This window comes from Paenibacillus sp. MY03 (assembly GCF_002165585.1).
Classification (GTDB): Bacteria; Bacillota; Bacilli; order Paenibacillales; family Paenibacillaceae; genus Pristimantibacillus; species Pristimantibacillus agaridevorans.
On the sequence record NZ_MXQD01000013.1, the window covers coordinates 147,251 to 167,121 of the forward strand.

The window sequence follows — 19,871 nt, forward strand, 5'->3', positions numbered from 1 at the left end:
CGCTCCTTTATTGTCATTAATTTGACCGGCTAATTTACAGGCTAACGTCTACAATAACCGCCCCTCTCCCTGGTACATACAGACTAAATGCAGAACCGCGAGGTTTGACGGGAACGCCGGGAAATTCCGTCAACACTTCAATCCGCTGAATGGGCTTGCCCATATCTACATGCGCGGATTTATAATTGATATGCGTATTGGTAAGCAGAAGCCGTTGGCGGTTAACAGCCACCTCAATAGCGGCAACGCCAATAAAAGCTTCGTTCTTGCACACTTTGGGCGCTTGGACGACCTCGATGATCTCAAGCGCTGCCCGGGTAAGAAACGACTCGGCTACCGGACGGAAGTCCAAGCTCTTGGTCCAGGCGATCGCATCGACAACCGGCGCCGGTCCCGTTGTCCATTTCTGCGCTTCCGGTTGATGTTCTTCCATAAAGTAAATGCTGCCGGTATCCATGTCAGCAGAACGAACGACGCAAATCTGCTTGCCCGCATCATGCTCTTCATGAACATCGAATTGTCTTAGCGCCGCAGCGACACGCTCCGTAAGACGACCGATCAAAATGGCTGCCCCGCCTCGATAAGCAAGTACGGTTTGCAGTTCCCCTTCTGGCAGCAAATGCAAATTCGTTACGAGAATCGGACCATCGAAGGCCGGTACGTTATGGATGCCGATGGCCGAATGTACCGGCGCGCCGCGAGACAGGAGCTCATTTGCATACTTATGCGCAGGCCATGTCCGCAGCTCCGCATACTCCTGCAAGGAAGCTTGCAACATGGCGTCCGACCAGACCAACGCGGCTCCGACGATACGCTGCGGCCGCGCTGCGAACCCCAAATTCCAGCGAGCGGTAATCCATCTCCAGTTTTCCCGGCTGATGCCGTCCCCGAGGCAAGCCATAAAGCCCGCCGTGCATCGTGTCGGTTCCCCACTCTCGATGACATACATGCTCGTTAACGTATGGATATCCCGCTCCAGCACGGTTGGCGCATGGCTGATCGCATCCCATTGCTCGTGGGTATCCGCCAGCGCATTCAGGCAAATCAGCTTCGTATGGGGTACATACGCTTTGATCATCAGCAGCATGGACATAAACTCGGTACCCGGTTCGTATTCGGTTTCGCCGGCCCCCGCAGACAGCGATGCGCCCACGGTCTCGACGATAAAGCCGTCAATGCCCGTTTCCGCCAGCATCTTGTAATCGACGCCGTATCGATACAGAGCTTCGAACGGTTCTCTCGTCCACGCCGTATTCACGAACGCCTTTTTCCCGGCTTGACGTATCCCTGCCATAATTTTGCGCCAGAGCTGCGCCCATCTGCTGCCATGGAATTCGATCCATTGCAACCGTTGGTTGTTCCAGATCCAGTCCGCGCGCCGTTCCATGTCGCCGGGGTCGCGATCGCAGACGGCCGGCAAATCGCCGGGCAGCGCCGCGCCGCTCCATTGGAGAAACTGCTCGACCATATCATCGGAATAGTCGGTTTCCGCGAGAGTCAGCCTGGGGCTGGTATAACCGTCTGCGCCGTGATAGCCATCGAATCCGTAGTCTTCCAGCACCTCCATTAATTCAGGAACAAACCGATCCTCGTAATAGCTGCCGTCCTTCATGCGCCTCAGCGGATTAATGCCCGGGAAAGGCTCGCCCGTCTTGCGCATTTCGTACAGCTCGGGATGGTCGGCGCACCAAACGCTTTTGGCCAACTCCTCGCTGCCGTCCTCTCCGTCGAACTGAAAAATATCAAAAAACGCGCAGTATACCTCGATCCCATGCTTCTGCAGCTCTTGCACGAGACTCCGCAGTTCATAATTGGTCCATGCCTGCCTGGCCCTATCCCTGCTATAAGGACGCGCGCCATAGGAGCAGATCTCCATCGGCAGCCGCCACTCCGCCTCCATCCCCTTATGCGCATGGACAAAATCCGGCGTATAGAACAATAGGGAGACGCTGTCCGGTATAAATCCCGTTTTGTCCAGATAAGCCTGGACGGCATAATCCGGCTGCCCGTTGTCGAAGCCGATGAGTTCGATCCAAACCCAGCGCTCATAAGAAACTGCAACGGCACCGCCGGCCTCACTGCTGCTTGCATTCGTCTTGCTTATTACGCTCATTCTGCTCATCCCTTCACACTGCCAAGTACAATGCCTTTGACAAAAAATCGCTGAAGAAACGGATACACGATCAAAATCGGCAACGCGCCGAGAAAAATTTGGGCGGAACGGGTCGTTCGCTCGGATATTTCCAAGATGCCGCTCAAATGATTGGGATCCGTCTTCATTGGATTGCTGTTAATAACCATTAACTGCAAATAGGTAGACAAAGGATAGTTTTGGGGAAAGTTCATATAGATCAGTCCGTCGAACCAGCTATTCCAATGAAATACCATCGTAAACAGGGCGACGGTTGCCAGAACCGGCATGGACATCGGCAGAATCATTCTGCACAATACCGTCCAATGACCGGCCCCGTCCATAAACGCCGATTCTTCCACTTCCTTGGGCAAACCCCGAAAAAAATTCAGCAGCAAGATGACATTAAATACGGAAACCGCGCCCGGAATGACCAACGCCCAGATCGTATCTACCAACCCGGTTTGACTGACTACCATATAAGTGGGAATCAGCCCGCCGCTAAATAAAATCGTAAACACGAAAAACCAGGCGTACACGCTGCGTCCCTTTAAATCCTTTTGCTCCTTGGACAACGGATAGGCGGACAAAACGGCTAAGCTCATACTGATCAGGAAGCCAAGTCCGAATCGCTGCAGCGTCACTAGAAAAGAAGCGATAAACTCCTTTTTTTGCATGATGTATGCATAAGAGGAAAACGTGAAATCGACCGGCAGCAATTGGACCAAGCCGGCAGATGCCGCCGAACTGGAGCTGAACGAAATGGATAACACTTGCACTAAAGGAAGCAGGCATAGCAGAGAAAGCGAGATGAGGAAGAAATAGTTTCCCACAACAAACGCTTTTCTTGCGAAAGAAGCTTGGTGCAGCATCGCGGTTCTTCCCTTCATCAAAAAATTCTGTAGTTGACCAGTCGGTAAGCCAGGAAATAAGACAACGCGATCAAAACAAACGATACGACCGATTTGAATAAGCCGATTGCCGTGGCAACCCCGAACTGGGCATCCAGCAGCCCGATCCGATAGATCAGCGTGTCGAGGATATCACCGCTCTGATAGACGCTCGGACTATACAGATTAAACACTTGATCGAATCCGGCGTTTAGCACGTTGCCGAGGCTTAACGTTGCCATAAGGACGATAATCGGGACCATGCCGGGAAGCGTGACATGCCACATTTGACGCATATGGTTCGCTCCGTCGACGATGGCCGCTTCGTACAAGGCGGGATTAATCCCGGTTATCGCCGCGAGAAAGACGATGGTGCTGAAGCCGAACTCCTTCCATACATCCGAAACAATCAGAACGGAAGGAAACCAATTGTTGCTCCCCAGAAAAAAGACGGTGTCCAGTCCCAATGCCTGCATCAGTTGGTTCACGATCCCCTCCGAAGGAGATAGGACATCAACCAATATCCCGCCAAGAATGACCCAGGACATAAAATGAGGCAAATAGATCAATGTCTGCACTCCGCGTTTGATAAACATGATTCTTAATTCATTTAGCAGGATGGCGATGATAATCGGAACGATCATGCCCAGCACGATTTTCATCGACGCGATAAAAACCGTATTATAAAGGACCTGCCAAATATCGGGCATCTTCAAAACATAACGAAAATTGCCGAAACCGATCCAATCCGATCCGAACAACCCTTTAATAGGAATAAATTTTTGAAAGGCGATTACGATCCCCGCCATGGGATAGTAGCAGAACACAAGCAATACAAGGATGCCGGGAACCAGCATCAGGTGGAGAGGAACCTGTTGCTTCAGCTTCTGCATGCTCATGCTTCCGCATATCCCATCATGCCGATATAGGCGAGGTTCGGCTGCGCAATGTCCATGCGGCCGTATTGAATGACGACTTCTATATTGCTTCTGAAACGCAGCGAATATTGGAGCTGCCGATCCAGGCGGATGCCGCCGATATCCTGCGGGCGGTCCATGCGTAGGCATTTCACCCGCTTCGCCGGGACTATAATCGGGATCCCCTCATCCGGATCGCGGTCTTCGTAATAAATATCCATGAACACTTCGGCGGCTGCATCCTGACAATTCAGAATCATGACTGCTTCATGGCCCTCGAAAGGCTCGCCTTCTACTTTGCCCGCATAGGGCAAGTAGCCGTCTACGATAAACCAGTTTTTCGCGCCCTGTTTACTCATGTCAGCCTCCCATTGCGATAGAGATGATCCGTTGTTCTTTCCACGTTTTGCTCAGATGCCGGACAAGCGGCGACATGGATTCGTAGCCTTCCTCCGTCACCAAAAGACTTTCCTCGATGCGATTAGAGCCATGCGGATGCCCGAACAGGCTGACGTCCGTGTTGACGGTCATCCCAGCTTCGAAAAGCGCTTCGGCATGTTCGTCCGGATACGGCGATTCCGCTTCCGCCAGTCCGCAGCCATGCATCGGAGGGTACAGGTCGTATGGCGTCACCCCTTGTTCCCGAAAGTAGTCTTTGACGGCCCGGACGACCGCGCCTTGCTTCTCTCCGGCCTTGATCTTGGACAGAGCTATATCCTCCGCTTCAACAAGGATGTCGATAAAGGCCTTCTGTTCCTCGCTGATCGCGCCGGCGACAAACGGGAAGTTCAGCGTGGCGACATAACCCTCAACCTGAACGGCGATGGCCGCCATAATCATATCCCCGTCTTCGATCACCTTGCGCGATGCACGCCCGATAATCGTGTCGACGCGTTTGCCGCTCGTCAGCAAGCAGAACGGGATGCTCTCCGCCCCTTGGCGAGTACATTCTCCGTAGGCGAGCGCGGCTAGCTCCAGTTCGGTCATGCCTGGCCGCACCTGCTCGATCATCAGCCGATAGCCGGCATCGGCAATACGCGCCGCCTCTTGCAGGCAAGCCACCTCATAAGGCGATTTGGCCATCCGCAGCCGGAACAGCAAGTCTGATGCATCGACGATTTCAATCCCGTCGAAGCCCCGCTCGATCGCCTGCATAAGAGGGACAGGGATCGCATCCAGTCCGACAAGGCCCAGCCTGCGCAATGCCGTACCGGCTTGCAGTTCCTTGCAGATCGCGGCCAGGCTGGTGTAATTCGCATGCGGATATTCAATCTGATCCGGCACCGTGACGCAGTTGAATTCGGGCAACAGCCGCACATCCGGCCAAGCGCTCATCTCGCGGCAGAACATCTCTCCCTCGGGAGCCGCAATAATGATCGGTTCGCCTTCCAGAGGCACGATCGCCGCCCCGCGCTCGAACAGCGGCCAATAATTGCCGACATATCGCAAGTTCTCTTTCCTGTACTCATCACCGTAAACGAGGCAAGCCTGCAAATTTTGCTCGCGCATCAATGTCCGCAGCTTGTCGGTCCTTTGCGCAAATTCTTCTTGCGGAATGACTGGCATTCATTCCATCCTCCTTCGTGTTTTTCAGCTCTGTTGTTGGTCGATTAAAAGATATTAGGACTCTCCATTATCCATAAATTGCGCAGGATTATGGCACATCAGCGTCTCGATCTGCCGGGGGGTTATGCCCGCATCTTCCATCATCGGAATAATATTGGTCAGCATATGGTCGAAGCCCCAACCGCCATAACGATGCAGGCAAGTTTTCAGGCAAACGTCGGTCGAGACAAGGATTTGCGACAGGAAACCCCAATCGATCAATTGCTTGATCGCCTTGACCCGCTCGATATCCCGGGCGAATAGGCCGCGCAGCACGCTTCGATCCCGTTTATCCGCATAAAACTCCTTGCCGAAATTATCAAATTCTACATATACGCCGAGGTTCAACAAATCTTTGATATAGGGCATTCGGATATCGACATCGATATGGTTGATGCATATTTTTTCGGCTGCGGCTCCATGTTTGGTTAATAGATCCACGATTTCGTAGCCGTTTTCCGTGTACAGATCGGTATGCACATGCAAGCCGAGTCCCGTTTCCTTCTGGGCAAGAGCGGCGGCAATAAGCGTTTTTCGTTCGTTTGGATAGATGATTTCGCTCGTTCCGATTTCTCCGATGACCCCTGCTTTAATGGCGGTTCCGTCTATTCCGACGGTAATTTCCCGCAGCAGCTCTTCCGTTATGCTTTCGACCGTTTTGTCATCCATATCCGGCGGATGCGATCCCCGCACATAGTAGCCGCAGCCTGCGATTATGTGCAAATCCAACTCTCTGGCCAATCCTGCCAATAGAACCGGATCTCTCCCGATATCGCGCAAGGTAAGGTCGACGAACGTCTTCCCTCCCGCTTTCTTAAACTGCAACAGCTCGTCGCGGACGACGTCTTCTTCGTCAATAACCGCATTATCCAGCACGGCATACGGATTGCGCATCAGCTTTCCGAAATTGCGCAGCTCCACTTGTTCCCCAGCCAGCTTCTGCTGGGCGATGCCGACGGGCGCCGGCACCAATCGCCTTAGATCAATGAAAGCATGCTCATGGGGCAGAACCCATCCGAGAGCATCCTTGCCCACCTTTCCCGTTACCGTCATAATCGACAATCGATTCATCTCCTAGCGTAGGATTCTCGGGAGAAGCAGGCGGATACGCGCCTGCCCCCCCGAGTCTCCATCCAATCTGTTCCCTACTTGCTTGCCTTCCAATTAGCGACTTCCGAAGTAATCGTATCCCCGCCAAGATTTTTCCAATTGACGACAAATTCATCGAAGGCGTCGATAGAGGATTCGCCCATAACGATTTTTGTGAACGTTTCCAGCTCCATTTTCAACAAGGTCGCTTCTTTCTCCACCATGGTCTGCGTAGGTCCAGAGATAAAGGACGTCATCTTAAATTGATCCTTCGTATGGTAGTCGTACAATACGGTAATCGCGTCAAAAAATCTCGTAAAACCCCAACCGTTCAAATCGCCATTATTGAATTCATTAATACCCTTGTAGAAATTCGCCTGTCCCGGATTGCTTGTCAAATTAAGCAGCGACTCATCTTGTTGCTCCACTGCTTTGGAAACATATTCGTAGGTCTCCACGTTTTGAATCGGATTAGCCGCTTGCAACAACGCGTATTGCCATTTCTCCACATCGCCGTTCATGTTCATATCCGTTAACGGATACTTTTCCCGATCCCAGTCGTGGCTAGCCGCATTAAGCAGCTTGACCGCCGCTTCGGGATTTTTCATGCCTTTGCGCACCACATAATATTGGTCTATATTGTATTCCGTTTGCGGCCGGGCAGCCGTATCGTCGATGGAGGGCAAATGAAACGGTTTCCATTCCATCTCGGGATCAAGCGTCTTGCCATCCAGGAACAACAGCGGAGACCAATCGGCGCCGTAGAACATGCCTAACTTTCCTGCATTTACGGTTTGAATAAATTTTTCTTTATCCTTCACGCCGAACTCGCGGTCGATATAACCATTGGCATACATCTCTTGCAGCTTGGCAAGCGCTTGCTTCATTTCCGGCTGGATGCTGCCGTAGACAAGCTGTCCGGATTCATCCTCCACCCAGCTTTTCGGATAGGCATGGTAGCCATTAAAGAACCCTTCTAGCCCTGGCTCCAGACCATAAAAATCTTTGGCCGCCCCCAGCCCGTGCGTATCGTTTTTGTCGTTGCCATCCGGGTCCTGAGTGACGAACGCTTCCGCGATTTTGAACACGTCGTCCATCGTTTTCGGTTCAGGCAAACCCACCTTTTCCAGCCAGTCCGTACGTACCCACAGGAGCGGCGCGGTATCAAATGAGCCGGGGTTCACCGGCAGCCCCAGCAGCTTCCCGTCGAAGGTCGCCGATTCGATCCCGAGCCCGCCGTCCTTCATAAGCAGCTCTTTCATTTTCGGCGTCCCGTAATTTTCCAATGCTTCGGTCAAATCCTCTAACTGCCCGGCTTCCACCAATTGATTGAATTGAATGCCGTTGACCGGCATAATGTCCGCGAGTTTGTTGGAAGCCATCGCGATGTTGAATTTCTGGTCGTACTGGGACGGATCGGACACCCACAAATATTTGATTTTAATGCCAAACTCATCTTCATACAGCTTTGTCCATGCATTATTCTCGATGGTTTCTCCGTTTTCGAACTTCAAATTGGAATTTACCGTTCGGATGGCAGTCACTTCAATCGGAGGATCGATTTTGCCAAGCGGTTCCATGCTCGCGGCTTCTCCCGCTCCGCCGTTCCCCGCGACTTCCGTGTTCTCAGGCTTCGTACTGTTTCCATTGCCTTGATTGGTGCAGGCCGCGGTCAACACGAGCACGCTAACTAATGTGGATCGCAGTAATAAATTTGCCGTCTTGCCTTTCATATCCCAGCCCCCTGTTCCTATTTGCTTGCATCTCCAATTATAAAATACGCCTCTCCCCCGTTCTATCGACGATCCTTGTCTTTCTTGACCTTTGTTGCCTTCTTGAATTCCTTCTCCATGATCGAGCGCTCCCGATACTCTTGCGGAGTCATTCCGTTGAGCCGCTTGAACGAACGGTTGAACTGGGACGCGCCTTCATAACCTGCCGTTGCGGCTATCTCCTGAATCTTCATCCCTGTTTCCTCCAATAGAATCCTCGCCTTCTTCATCCGTTCCTGCGTAATATAGTCCGATAACATCATGCCGGTCGTCCGCCTGTACAATCGGGACAGATAGGTCGGGCTATGATGGACCAAGGTGGCCAGCGCGGTTAAACTTAAATCCCCGCCCAGATGGGCTGTGACATAATGCTGTATAAACAGGATGAGCTGCTCGGCATGTTCCCCGTCGGCCGGTTCGTAGGCCGAAGACGGTTTGTCCGAATCCTGGATCAGCATCTCCTGCCCGTTGCCTGCATACCGGCCCAGCAAATCCGTCAATGCTTTCATTCGGGACCCGATTTGTTCCCAGCCGTATGGCTCTCGCGCGATAACAAAAGATACGGGATGCTTTAACAGCTTCGTACAGGTTTGCTGGACGGTTTCCATAATCGAATAAACTCTTGTCTTCAAATGCTGCCACGCGCGCTGCTCCTGCCCGTCATCTTCCGCTGCCTCGGCCATCCATGCTCCAGGTTGAATAAACCATACGATTTTATAAGCCTCCAGGGTAAAGGAGAGTTGAATGCAAGTCGGCATTAAATATTCGGCGGCAATATTTTGACAGGCGTAAAGAAGCAGCATTCTCTCGGATTCGCTCATTCCTTCTTCCCAGCCGTCCATGCTTCCTACGACAAGGAACACGGGTTTGTCCGGCAAAATAGGGATATCGGATTCGGCAAACTTCCTCGCGCGTACTTTTGGAGCAGGAACGGGTTCCGCTATCATTTCCAGCAAGGTGTTTTTTTGCAACGCAGGGATCGCCAGCTGCAGCTTTGTTTTTGCATGCAAATCCTGATTCATCTGTTCCTCAAGCTTGTCCAACTCGGCAAAAGCTTTCTCAACCGCCTCGAGCAACACATGGTCATCTTCGTTTTTGAGCACATAGTCTACTACCCCTCCCATGCGTATGGCCTTGCGGGCATAGTCGAATTCGTTGAAACCCGTAAGAAAAATCACTTTGCACATTGGCCAGCTGTGTATAATCCGCTCATGCAATTCAATGCCGCTCATTCCGGGCATTCGAATATCCGAAATAACAACATCGATGCGATTATGGGCCAAGCAGTCTAGCGCTTCATAAACATTAAATGCACGGTAAGCCTCCAGCTCCCTTTGCGAACCTTCGGCGAGCAACTGAAAGATATTGTTTACAATAAACGGCTCATCATCGACGATCAGTATACGGTACATATTAGTCTCCTTTGTGATTGGGATCGGCGGGGATATAGATTCGGACAATAAGCCCCTTCTCTTCTCCAGGCGACACTTCCAGCCCGCCGCGGTCGCCGTATCGCAGCTTCAAGCGGCGCTGGATATTAACGAGCCCGGTCGTTTCTCCTTCTTCCAAGCCCTCCAACTGGCGGGATAGCAGCTCGAATTCCGTCTCTGTCATGCCGGCTCCGTTATCCTGAACGAAAAACCACAGTTGACCGGCCTCATGCCGGAACCAGATTTGCAAACGCCCGCCCGCAATCGTGTCGCCAAGCCCATGTTCGTAAACGTTCTCGACCAACGGCTGCAGGATTAAGCGAGGGACCTTTATGTCTTCGCAATCCGGAGGCAAGTCGCCGAACGCGACTTCGATTCGATTGGAAAAACGCACATTTTGAATCTCTACATAGGAACGAACGTGGTTCACTTCATCCTTAAGCGCAACTTCCTCCAATCCGTTTCTCGTAATGAATTGAAAATAATCGCCCAAGTTTTTGGAGACCAATTCGGCCGTTTGATTGTCGCTATGTTTAATCAACCGATGCAAAATATAAAAGCTATTGTACAGAAAATGCGGCGTAATCTGCATCTGCAATTGCTTGAGCTCCGATTGCTGAAGTCTGATCTTCTGTACATAAAGCTCATCAATCAACGTTCGCAGCCGCTTGACGGCATGGTCAAAGCGATTAAACAAGTAACCGAACTCATCCGCGCGCAAGGGCATCTGGATTGTATTTAAATTGCCTTCCTCCACACTTCTAAACCGGCGAACCAGCATTTGCAAAGGTCGTTGAATCAAAAGATAGATCCCATACGAGAACAGGACAACGATAATCAGGGAACTGCCTACAAGCAGCCAAAACCAGGTACCGTAAGTTTTAAGCTGGCCGACTAATAGATTCTCGGGAAAATAAAAGACCAGAGTCGCATCGAGAAAAGCGGAAGAATCAATAACAACCACATAATTTTCTTTGCCGACCCTCACTTGCTCCGTCGATAAGGACAGCCCTTCGCGCTGTTCTACATAGGCCCTCACCGTTTCAATCGCTTCCGGATAATGATCATTAGAAAGGCTCCAATTCGAGTTAAAAAGCAAGGCTCCCCCTTCTTGAGGAAAAGACGCCAACGCGCCTGCCAATGCTTCTTGCGATAGTTCAATATTGTGAATAAACGCCGGCGGCTTCCAATCGTTATCCTTGTTCAACAAAAAGGTAGGATAAGTTAAATTTAGATGCAGTCGATGATCCCAGGCGGTTATAGGGACGCCATTGGTATAGGTAGCAAGCGCTACTGCCTCCATCTCTTCCTTGATGCCCGGTTGGTCCATCAGGTGAGAAGTGGATACGACGCCCCCCATCGAATCGATGTATACGGTAATATCCTTGATGTAGCTGCTAGAGTCCTTGAGGGCAACAAGCTTGTCCGTCAAATCATTAATCGCTTTGCTTCGCTGATAAGCGGACAGAATGGAACTGGCACTGCTCAGCTTCAGCAGATCTTCATCATTTACGAAAGTTTGCTGTGCCCGGATAACACGTTCCAGCTCCTTCTCCAGATTGGCGAAATAATAATGAATCGTTGTCGAGATCGAGTGCGAGATTTGGCTTTTCACCTCTCGTTTGCCAAGCTCGTTTAACACGAGGCTTAATGTAAACAAAGGCAAGACGATAATCATAAATGTAACAATAATTTTGGTAAAAATAGGTATGTTATCAAATTTAAGCTTTGACCACACTTTATCAACTCCCCCGATTTATATATACCTCATATTTTAACTTGAATGACTACAGTATCACCTTATAAAAATTTAAAAAAATGCCCTTATCTTTGGCCACAAAGATAAGGGCACTTTGCCTCCTTTTAGCACCCGGTTCGGTAAAATACAAATCGCACTTACGTTTGTTCCGCACCGGACGCGATTTTAAAGTCCGCTCGACCGATGCCACTCCCTCTACAGTTTCTCCAGGATCAGTTTTGCTGCTTGCTCGGCGCATAACCTATAACCTTCTTCGGTGAGGTGAAGGCCATCTTCGCACTTGTAATAGCTTTTATCTTGCAGCATTAGCTCATATAAATCGTTGACCGTTATGCTTTCTTCGGCCGCCACCCGTTTAGCCGTTTCATTATAATGGACAACCCAATCATTGTTGAATTGGATATGTACGGCTGTCCCTGTGTTATCCAGCGAATAGCCGCTACTAAGCACAGGGGTGGTTGTCGCGAATATAATCGCCGCGCCATTGTTGCGAATTTCGCCAATAATTCTTTTAAAAAAATGAATATATTCAACGATTGGATGTATCGCTTCCGTCATGGGCGCTTCGATGTTCATATCCCAGTAACCGTTATTCCAGTGGACAACATCAAATTTGCCATGTTTTCTAAAAAGCTGGTTGGCCTGCCAGAGCGTATACGCCGCAAAACGGCCATTGTCTTTATCGTCGTAATAAACCTCGCATTTATCTTTCAAAAGATCCCTGACATATTCGTCATATCCCATACGAATGGAATCACCTAATAAAAGAACCTTTTTCATCGAACTCTCCTCCGCATCTAGCTGACCTGCAAGGTCAACGCGATTATTCTAACTCTTCTTCAGTGTACTCTCGGTCATATGAATATTATTTATCAAAAAGACCATGAATCGTGTCAAAAAGTCCACTCATGTCTTCCATCGGCGTTTTTAACGCCTACAGTCGCTCGTTCGCCTATTTTTTGGTGCCATAGGCGGTACTAACGCCTATGGACACTAATCAGAGTTACTTTCCGGTCCATCGGCGTTTTTAACGCCTACAGTTGCTCGTTCGCCTACTTTTTGCAGGTATAAGCGTTAATAACGCCTATGGACGCTTTTCGCCTTAAGAGACGCTTGCGGAAAAATCGCCTTACCCGCCTATACTCGAAGTAATTAGGCATATCGACAATTCGCGGCAAATAAGGTAGAATCATATTAGGTTTCATATTTATGAAATCTTTTCTATGAAGGGTGGAGTTGGAAATATGAGTCAACAGGCACCAAAGGTTAAATCAGCAGATCGTGTGCTTGACATACTTGAGCTTTTTACAGGTGAACAGGAATCTTATAATCTGACCGAAATCGCCAAAAGCTTGAATATGCCGCCAAGCAGCACGTATCTCATTCTTCAAAATATGTTAAACAGAGGGTATCTGGAGACGGATCGGTCGAAAAAACAGTTCCGCATCGGCTACAAGCTGTTTACCATTCGATCCGGCTACATGCGAAATACGAGCTTAACCGGAGAGTACTATCAAATAGCGGAACGAATTATCGATGATGTCAACGAAACCGTCAGCTTGGCCATTCGGGTGGGAAATCAAATTCAATACATTGGCGAGAAAGTAAGCTCGCATGCGCTTCGTTTTAATCATAGCTTGGGAACAACATTGCCTCTCCATGCTACGGCATCCGGAAAAATTATACTTGCCGATCTGTCCATGGAGGAGCTGCGGGACTTGTATCCGACCGATCAACTAGAAAAGGTTACAGACAAGACGATCTCCACCTTTCCCGACCTCTTGAAGGAGCTGGAGAAAGTAAGAACTCAGGGGTTCGGCTATAACATGGGGGAAACGGTCGACGGCGTACATTGCATTGCAGGCGCTGTCTTGGATGCAGAGGGCAAGGTGGTTGCTTCCATCAGCATCTCTATACCAGTCGTTCGTATTACTGGCGAGTTGTGGGGCAGGGTGCATGATTGGATCAAACGATCCTGCGAAGAACTTAGCAGCAAGGTCTATCAGCAGCACTAACGCCAATCGTACAGCAAAAAGCCGTCAGGGGAGCCTGACGGCCTTTTTTTGGCGAACGTCTCGCCGCGCATGACTGTTATTCTACAAGCCCCGTACGTTCAATTCCTTCTGTAAACCAGCGTTGGGCAATCAAGTACACAATTAGCGGCGGCATAATGATTAGAAACGCGGCTGCCATCTTCGGTCCCTCAGAGACGGGATCCTTGCCGTAAGCGCCGACGTTAACCACTTCATTGCCCATCAACTCCGCTGTGAGCGAGTTCAATCTCATCGACAACGGGGTGAAGTCATTGCTAAGAAACATAGCCGCATCGCTGTTCATATTCCAATACCAGACGAACGAAAATAAGAACACAACAAGGCTTGCCGCGCCGGCAAGCGGCAGCATAATGCGGAAGAACAGGCGGAAGATCGATGCTCCATCCATCTTGGCCGCTTCCTCCAGCGCTTTCGGCTGAGCCAGGAAAAACTGCCTGAAAATAATAATAAACAAAGCGCCGCGCAAACCCTGGCCGAACAACGCAGGTATAAATACAACAAGCGGCGTGTCTAGCCAATTAAGCTGATCATAAATCATATAGAGGGGAATAACGGTTATTTGCGGCGGAACAAGAAAAGTAACAATAATGAGAACAAAAAATATATTTTTCCCCGGAAAGCGCAGCCGTGCTAGCGCATAGCCGGTAATCGAGCAGGACAGCACTTGCAGCAGCGATCCCAAAGAGGAAATAAAGATCGTATCCAAAAAAGCTTCGACATAGCGCAACCCATCCCACGCATCGATATAATTTTGCCAATACAGCTCTCGCGGTATTAATTGTACGAGCGGGTCGATAAGATCCGGAACGCTCTTGAGGCTGGTTGAAATCATTTCGAGAATAGGCTGCAAGTAGAGGAACGCAATAACCGTCAGCAATACAAAAATGATCAATTTCGCGACCAGTCCATCGTTTACATTTTGACCGAGCAAAACCCGCTTAACCTGCTGCGATCTGCGGCTCGATAAAGTTTTTGTCACTTCCAGCCTGATCTGCTTAATGGAGTCTTCCATTTTCATCGTGTACACTCACCTTCCTTTTGTCGCACGGTAGGTCAAGCCCAACGTTACAGACAGCAGCAATAAGACTAAGGCGAAATACAACCATGCCATTGCGCTTGCATAACCGTAGCCTGTCGTTGGAGAAAACATATTGCTCGTAATAATGCCCAAGATGCTGTTAAACGGAAAGGTGAACAAATCGACAATGGTGTAGACGGCGTTCAACCCTATAAAGGGGACCATGGCGGGAAAGGTGATTTTCCAAAAGCTCTCCCAGGGCGACGCGCCGTCTACGCGAATGGCCTCATAGATCGTTTTCGGTATCGTCTGGAATCCGGCGATAAAGATTAAGATCTGCACGCCGGAATACCACAAAATAATAACGGCTTGGCTTAGAATGCCAACAAGCGATGCCGCTGTCCGTTCATCAAAATTTTTATGGATGATGGCCTCAATATTATATTGCTCGATAAAGGGCAGCTCGCCTGCTCCCTGCGTAAATAGCTCCATCACCACTTGCCCGGTGGCAAAAATGACCGGCAGGAAGAAGATGGCGCGCATCGCTCCGCGGCCGGGAAACCTTTGATTGAGCAACAGAGCTACGAAAAACGAAAAAATGAGGATTAAAGGAATGATAATGACCAATTCCTGCAATAACGTTATCAACTCGATGCGGTAATTGCTATTTTCAAACCATACCCGTTTATAGTTTTCAAGACCTACCCATGTGTATGAGAACCCCCCCGCCCGAAAATAAAGCGTATTAAAGCTGTTGTATAATGACCAGCCAACAGGAAAAGCAACGAAAGCCGCAAAACCGATCATCCAGGGAAGCATAAACAAGTATCCGACGCCGTATTCTTGCATTCGGAATACGAATAACCCTTTGCGCCGTGCTTTCTCGTTGTTCATCTTATTTGGCTCCCCCCTTCGTCACTTCGAATTGGTTCCTGTTGTAATCCACTTGTACGGTTGTGCCGTCCTCGTAAGTCGTTGCGTATACCCCTTCCGCCAGCTTCTCATGATCGCGGATTCGTTGATGATACACGGAGGCGAGCTGGTTGAACTTCCCATACTCTTCTATGATCCGATCCTTCCAGATGTCATATTCGCTGCTAAAAATAAATACATAATCCGTATCCTTTAGCACCCGATTCTCCTCGTAAGTAAGCCCGAAAAACGGGATAGCGCCGTATTCAATCGCTCTCAAAAGCTCCTTATCATAAACGTTGCGTTCATTAGCAGGCGCCGCCGTATATTCAATCATTCCGTGAACGACGATTGGATAAAAAGGAACCATCTCGTCGATGATCATATCGTAACTCCAATCGTATGGAAGCGATTGGACGAAATCGACATGCTGGAGCGAATAGCTGAAGCCTTTATATACGCCGGCTCCACCCAGCTCCTTGCGGGTGTAATCGAGCAACGCCTCGTAATAGTAGGCCGTCTCCTTTCTTGTAAGCGGAGCATCTTCGTTGTGATCGCTAAACAATTCATCGCCTGGCCCGTCGATATAATGGATGCCGTCCACCCCAAGCTCCTTCAGTTGATCAATCACTTCTTTTTGCGCTTGGACGATTTTGATCGGATTGACAATGAATTCAGTGTATGGTCGTATGCCTCCCTGTTTAAATTGCAGTACTGTCGAGTCGATCGAGCGAATGCCATCTGATTTGATATCGAAAGAAGAAGCGCTCGAATTTCTCCATGCTGCATAATCTTCGAAATAAACCGTAAAACCTTTTTCATGCATGGACTGAATAAATCGCTTCGCTCCTTCGTTGCCGCCAATCTCGCTGACAACGGGGAATCGTTCATCCGTATCATATCGGCCGCTGTTTTGCCAGCCTTGATAACTCAGCCTCATATTGGTCACGCCCTGCTGCATCAATTCTTCGACGATTTGTTCCGCTTGGTCGAAAGTGGTTGCCGGCTCATAATCGCTGCCGCCGAATTTCGGCTTTGTCCCTCCCCCTAAAAAAGACAACTGGATCGGCACATTGTCTGTCTGCGGCAACGGGCTGCCCAGCATGCCGTTTTCCTCCAGATAATCGCGATAGCTATGCGCCATGCCGACGTAATCCGCGGCCTCTCCGGACAACAATCGATACTCCACGCTGCGGTCGTGCTGCGTCCTTTCCTTTTGAATGGTTATGACGAGTTGATCCGTAACTCCGCTTACTCTCCGACCATATTCTTCGCGATAGCTGAAGTTTGCGCTCGCCGTATGATAGCTGGATACTTGGCCGGGAAGCGCAGCTTTGATTGAAGCTGAGAATTGTCCTTCTTTTACGATGGCGGCAAATGCATGCTCTCCCCGTTTTAGGCCAAACACGGGATAGCCGATTTCTTCGCGTCTTCCCCTATTTTCATTGCTTACCTTCAAGCTTGCCATATCGGTTCCATAGATAGGGAATTCGTAGCTATTAATATTGGCTGGCCGCTTTCGATCATAATAGATCAACCCGCCCGGCCCATCCGGCACGAACAAGTATCCCGGCTCCTCCGCCTTTGACACCCCGCCAAAAAAAGGCAACAGATTAATGGCAAATACTTTGTTGTCGCCCGATTCTACAATGCCCTCGCTTGGTATGCGCGCTTCCAGCCCGTGCTCGGTCAAAACATATTGGATAACAAAGGACAGATGCAGTTCCGGATAGGTATAGCTGGCTTGAATCCCTTTGTCTCCCATTAACGTATAACTGATCTCGATTTTCGAATCTATCGAATTTTTCACCAAGCGTCTCGGCTGACTGCCAGATACGTATTCCAATATATAGGGAGATTCGAGATTGGCCAGCAGGGCTCCTTGAACGGTTTCTTTGCCAAGTTGCTCCTTTGACGGATTGCTTCGCCACAAGTAGCCGCTCTTCTTATCGAGTACGGTAATTTGGCTTGTGCGAGGGTCAATCTTTAGTGCAAACGAGCCATTGTCCGCCACATCAACAAAGCCATCCCCCCCGGCAGCGGGAGGCTGCCATTGTTCACCCTCCACAACCGCCATTAAGTCAATGGAATGCGGACGAATGCCCATGGACTGCAGGGACGGCTGCCGATCCCACCCCAAAATAATGATGGCGGCAGCAAGGATGACCACTGCGGAAGAGGCTGCTGCAATGCGTTGCCATCGTTTGCTGTTTGGCCATAGCCTTCTAGCCATAGTTAATCACCTCCCGATACACTTGGTTAAAGAAATCAAGCAGGTTGCCGCTAAGCGCAACAAAAATAATAATAAAGATCCACATCACTCCAATGGTGAACAATGTAATTCCCGCATTTTTAAAGGATTCGAGAAAATCGAAGTTATGGATGACCTGCGTCATCACAAAAAGCAATAAAATGATCCACAGCCACTTGAGTTGATGGATGAGATCAATGACAATCCATTCTTCAAGCACCAACACATTGGAAAGGAGTGTAGCCGGTATCGTCATCACGATAAATGGAACAATCGCAAAGGTGCTTGCTTGAAGCACTTCCCGGAAACGGCCCTCGCCGCCCTTAACGGAGCTGACCAAATAATTGGCGATGATCCACGTTAACCAAGGCGCAATCAGCATAAGGAGAGAGAGTCTAACATTGAACCAGGCTAAATTGAAAGGATGGGCGATAAATCCGGAGCCAAATATCGACCAGATATGAACGCCGATTGCAAGCAATACGATTAAAATAATGACGAACCACGATATATTTCTTTCTTTCAGCCGGTAAAATCCATTATAAGGATGAAAGATTAAATAAAATGCATCCCCTAATTCGCTTCCGTATTGCTTTACTTTAGGATGCCACGTCCGACTGCGAACGAATGTTTTCGCCCGTTTAAACAAGAAGACAAGCGCCGCTGTCAAAACGATCAATGAAACTAGAGAAACGAAGAAATATCGCTGGAGCCAGTCGTATCGAAGACTCCAGAAAGCATCCGAGTAACCCTCCGCATCATAAGACTGCTTAAAATAATCAATCGCAAGCTCATAGTCTCGATCATGAAGCGCAATTTTGCCAAGCCCGTTAAACGAAATATTCAGCATGCCATTATGCCGAATAACCTCTTCCCAATAAGGCTTGCTCTTGGCATAATCGCCTTCGTAATAATAATGGGCTGCGTTCAGAAATGTGTCGCCGAAGCTCGTTCGCTTAAAGATATGAATCAGATTCGTGCCGCTGTCCGCTACCCATATGTCATTATTGGCATTGACGGCAAGGCTCGAAGCAAAGCTGACCATCCCAAGCTGACGAGCGTTTTTATCCGCTCCGCCCAGATAAAATAAAAGATCGCCTGTTGGATCATAGATGGCTATATTTCCGCTGACCCGATCCATCCCATACAAAAAGCCTTGGGAGTCGTAAGCGGTATCAACCAAATCATATTCGAAAAACGGTTTATTCTGAAAAGCGTCAAACCCGCCGGCATTCAGCTTCTTGATTTGCCCGTCGTTCGTTTTGCCCGTGCTTGTCGTAAATAGGAAGCCGTCCCCCGTGAGCGTCACATTTTGAATCGAGTTCGGCCGTTTGGCTATTTCTTTAGCCAGCATTTCTTTCGAGAGGATCGACCTTTTCAACTGATCAAGCCACGTCAGCTTCGTTTTGTTCGCCCCGAAAAATCCGGTAAACTCGCCTTCCGGATTCATGCGAAGCAAGCCTTGATGCGTATCTTTAACGACGATATACATCACGCCGCGAGCATCCACGACCACCTTTGTCGGCAGAAAATGATAGTCGTCGCCCAACACATTCGACACCGGCTTGGCATACGTTTGCTCAACCTGACCATCCGCATCGAACTTGACGATGGTCCCGGCTGCCGTATTCGCCGCATAGATCGCGCCATCTTCGGCAACAAACACCCCTTCCGGCTGATTAAGAGTGCCCGGACCTTCTTCGTCGCCAATACTCCGAATGTATTGGCCCTGATCATTAAATTGGACGATCCGATTATTGCCTGTATCTGCGACATAAACATCCCCATTGCCTGTGACAAACAGGTCGCTCGGCGTGCTCAGCGGCACTGCCATATCATTGCCGTCAATCACCTTCTCCGGGAGATAAATCGGTTGAACATAATACTGCATTCCGCCAACGGAATGATCGATATACACCGTTCTATAAGGCGGACCGGCGGAAATAAGGGACGGAAAGAGCAAACAAAGCAGGCACAATAAGGCAATCACTTTTACTTTTAAATGTCTAAAGCCATTTCGCATAAGGCTCATTGTCGACAGCC

15 protein-coding genes are annotated in these 19,871 nt (G+C 49.5%); 1 reads left to right on the top strand and 14 read right to left on the bottom strand.

Annotated elements, in window-relative coordinates:
- Positions 1-34: 34 nt before the first annotated feature.
- The 10 genes from B1748_RS15470 to B1748_RS15515 all read right to left on the bottom strand — a co-directional run bounded on the left by B1748_RS15470 (position 35) and on the right by B1748_RS15515 (position 12,373).
- Complete coding sequence (locus B1748_RS15470; RefSeq protein WP_087568833.1) at positions 35-2,113, bottom strand: hypothetical protein; 2,079 nt, start codon at positions 2,111-2,113, stop codon at positions 35-37.
- A gap of 5 nt (positions 2,114-2,118) precedes the next feature.
- Positions 2,119-3,003 carry a carbohydrate ABC transporter permease gene (locus B1748_RS15475; protein ID WP_087568834.1) on the bottom strand — a complete coding sequence of 295 codons (885 nt, stop codon included), beginning with the start codon at positions 3,001-3,003 and terminating at the stop codon, positions 2,119-2,121.
- A gap of 17 nt (positions 3,004-3,020) precedes the next feature.
- Positions 3,021-3,920 carry an ABC transporter permease gene (locus B1748_RS15480; RefSeq protein ID WP_087568835.1) on the bottom strand — a complete coding sequence of 300 codons (900 nt, stop codon included), beginning with the start codon at positions 3,918-3,920 and terminating at the stop codon, positions 3,021-3,023.
- On the bottom strand, positions 3,917-4,297 hold the full coding sequence (locus tag B1748_RS15485; RefSeq protein ID WP_087568836.1) for a sensory rhodopsin transducer: 381 nt from the start codon (positions 4,295-4,297) through the stop codon (positions 3,917-3,919). Before B1748_RS15485 ends, B1748_RS15480 begins: the two co-directional genes overlap by 4 nt.
- 1 nt (position 4,298) lies before the next feature.
- Positions 4,299-5,504, bottom strand: a complete 1,206-nt coding sequence (locus B1748_RS15490) for a M24 family metallopeptidase (protein WP_087568837.1) — start codon at positions 5,502-5,504, stop codon at positions 4,299-4,301.
- A gap of 54 nt (positions 5,505-5,558) precedes the next feature.
- The gene (locus B1748_RS15495; protein ID WP_256975703.1) at positions 5,559-6,596 is read right to left on the bottom strand and encodes a phosphotriesterase family protein; all 1,038 of its coding nucleotides are present in this window, start codon (positions 6,594-6,596) and stop codon (positions 5,559-5,561) included.
- A gap of 92 nt (positions 6,597-6,688) precedes the next feature.
- Positions 6,689-8,365 (bottom strand): extracellular solute-binding protein, encoded by a 1,677-nt coding sequence (locus B1748_RS15500; protein ID WP_087568839.1) that lies wholly within the window; start codon positions 8,363-8,365, stop codon positions 6,689-6,691.
- A gap of 62 nt (positions 8,366-8,427) precedes the next feature.
- Entirely contained in the window at positions 8,428-9,816 is a 1,389-nt protein-coding gene (locus B1748_RS15505; RefSeq protein WP_087568840.1) for a response regulator transcription factor, read from the bottom strand.
- A gap of 1 nt (position 9,817) precedes the next feature.
- A complete protein-coding gene (locus B1748_RS15510) occupies positions 9,818-11,572 on the bottom strand; it encodes a sensor histidine kinase (protein WP_087568841.1) in 1,755 nt (584 codons plus the stop codon).
- Positions 11,573-11,788: 216 nt separating this feature from the next.
- Positions 11,789-12,373: an SGNH/GDSL hydrolase family protein gene (locus B1748_RS15515; protein WP_087568842.1), complete on the bottom strand. Its 585-nt coding sequence runs from the start codon at positions 12,371-12,373 to the stop codon at positions 11,789-11,791.
- 464 nt (positions 12,374-12,837) lie between these two features.
- Between B1748_RS15515 and B1748_RS15520 the strand changes: the two genes are divergently transcribed.
- The gene (locus tag B1748_RS15520; RefSeq protein ID WP_087568843.1) at positions 12,838-13,608 is read left to right on the top strand and encodes an IclR family transcriptional regulator; all 771 of its coding nucleotides are present in this window, start codon (positions 12,838-12,840) and stop codon (positions 13,606-13,608) included.
- A gap of 76 nt (positions 13,609-13,684) precedes the next feature.
- Here the strand turns inward: B1748_RS15520 and B1748_RS15525 are convergent, their stop codons facing one another.
- Genes B1748_RS15525 through B1748_RS15540 form a run of 4 tightly spaced genes read right to left on the bottom strand, consistent with a single transcriptional unit; the run spans position 13,685 to position 19,860 of the window.
- Positions 13,685-14,665, bottom strand: coding sequence for a carbohydrate ABC transporter permease (locus B1748_RS15525; protein ID WP_087568844.1), 981 nt, complete (start codon positions 14,663-14,665; stop codon positions 13,685-13,687).
- A 9-nt stretch (positions 14,666-14,674) separates the two neighbouring features.
- Entirely contained in the window at positions 14,675-15,559 is an 885-nt protein-coding gene (locus B1748_RS15530) for a carbohydrate ABC transporter permease (protein ID WP_087568845.1), read from the bottom strand.
- Between the two features lies 1 nt (position 15,560).
- Positions 15,561-17,810, bottom strand: coding sequence for a DUF5696 domain-containing protein (locus B1748_RS15535; RefSeq protein WP_087568846.1), 2,250 nt, complete (start codon positions 17,808-17,810; stop codon positions 15,561-15,563).
- Positions 17,803-19,860 carry a YIP1 family protein gene (locus tag B1748_RS15540; protein WP_087568847.1) on the bottom strand — a complete coding sequence of 686 codons (2,058 nt, stop codon included), beginning with the start codon at positions 19,858-19,860 and terminating at the stop codon, positions 17,803-17,805. Before B1748_RS15540 ends, B1748_RS15535 begins: the two co-directional genes overlap by 8 nt.
- Between the last annotated feature and the right edge of the window lie 11 nt (positions 19,861-19,871).

Bases quoted from the DNA above. Each gene is read 5' to 3' on its own strand.
- B1748_RS15495 (WP_256975703.1), bottom strand. From the start codon at position 6,596: ATGACGGTAACGGGAAAGGTGGGCAAGGATGCTCTCGGATGGGTTCTG.
- B1748_RS15505 (WP_087568840.1), bottom strand. From the start codon at position 9,816: ATGTACCGTATACTGATCGTCGATGATGAGCCGTTTATTGTAAACAAT.
- B1748_RS15500 (WP_087568839.1), bottom strand. From the start codon at position 8,365: ATGAAAGGCAAGACGGCAAATTTATTACTGCGATCCACATTAGTTAGC.
- B1748_RS15485 (WP_087568836.1), bottom strand. From the start codon at position 4,297: ATGAGTAAACAGGGCGCGAAAAACTGGTTTATCGTAGACGGCTACTTG.
- B1748_RS15520 (WP_087568843.1), top strand. From the start codon at position 12,838: ATGAGTCAACAGGCACCAAAGGTTAAATCAGCAGATCGTGTGCTTGAC.
- B1748_RS15525 (WP_087568844.1), bottom strand. From the start codon at position 14,665: ATGAAAATGGAAGACTCCATTAAGCAGATCAGGCTGGAAGTGACAAAA.
- B1748_RS15530 (WP_087568845.1), bottom strand. From the start codon at position 15,559: ATGAACAACGAGAAAGCACGGCGCAAAGGGTTATTCGTATTCCGAATG.
- B1748_RS15470 (WP_087568833.1), bottom strand. From the start codon at position 2,113: ATGAGCGTAATAAGCAAGACGAATGCAAGCAGCAGTGAGGCCGGCGGT.
- B1748_RS15475 (WP_087568834.1), bottom strand. From the start codon at position 3,003: ATGCTGCACCAAGCTTCTTTCGCAAGAAAAGCGTTTGTTGTGGGAAAC.
- B1748_RS15490 (WP_087568837.1), bottom strand. From the start codon at position 5,504: ATGCCAGTCATTCCGCAAGAAGAATTTGCGCAAAGGACCGACAAGCTG.
- B1748_RS15480 (WP_087568835.1), bottom strand. From the start codon at position 3,920: ATGAGCATGCAGAAGCTGAAGCAACAGGTTCCTCTCCACCTGATGCTG.
- B1748_RS15540 (WP_087568847.1), bottom strand. From the start codon at position 19,860: ATGAGCCTTATGCGAAATGGCTTTAGACATTTAAAAGTAAAAGTGATT.
- B1748_RS15515 (WP_087568842.1), bottom strand. From the start codon at position 12,373: ATGAAAAAGGTTCTTTTATTAGGTGATTCCATTCGTATGGGATATGAC.
- B1748_RS15535 (WP_087568846.1), bottom strand. From the start codon at position 17,810: ATGGCTAGAAGGCTATGGCCAAACAGCAAACGATGGCAACGCATTGCA.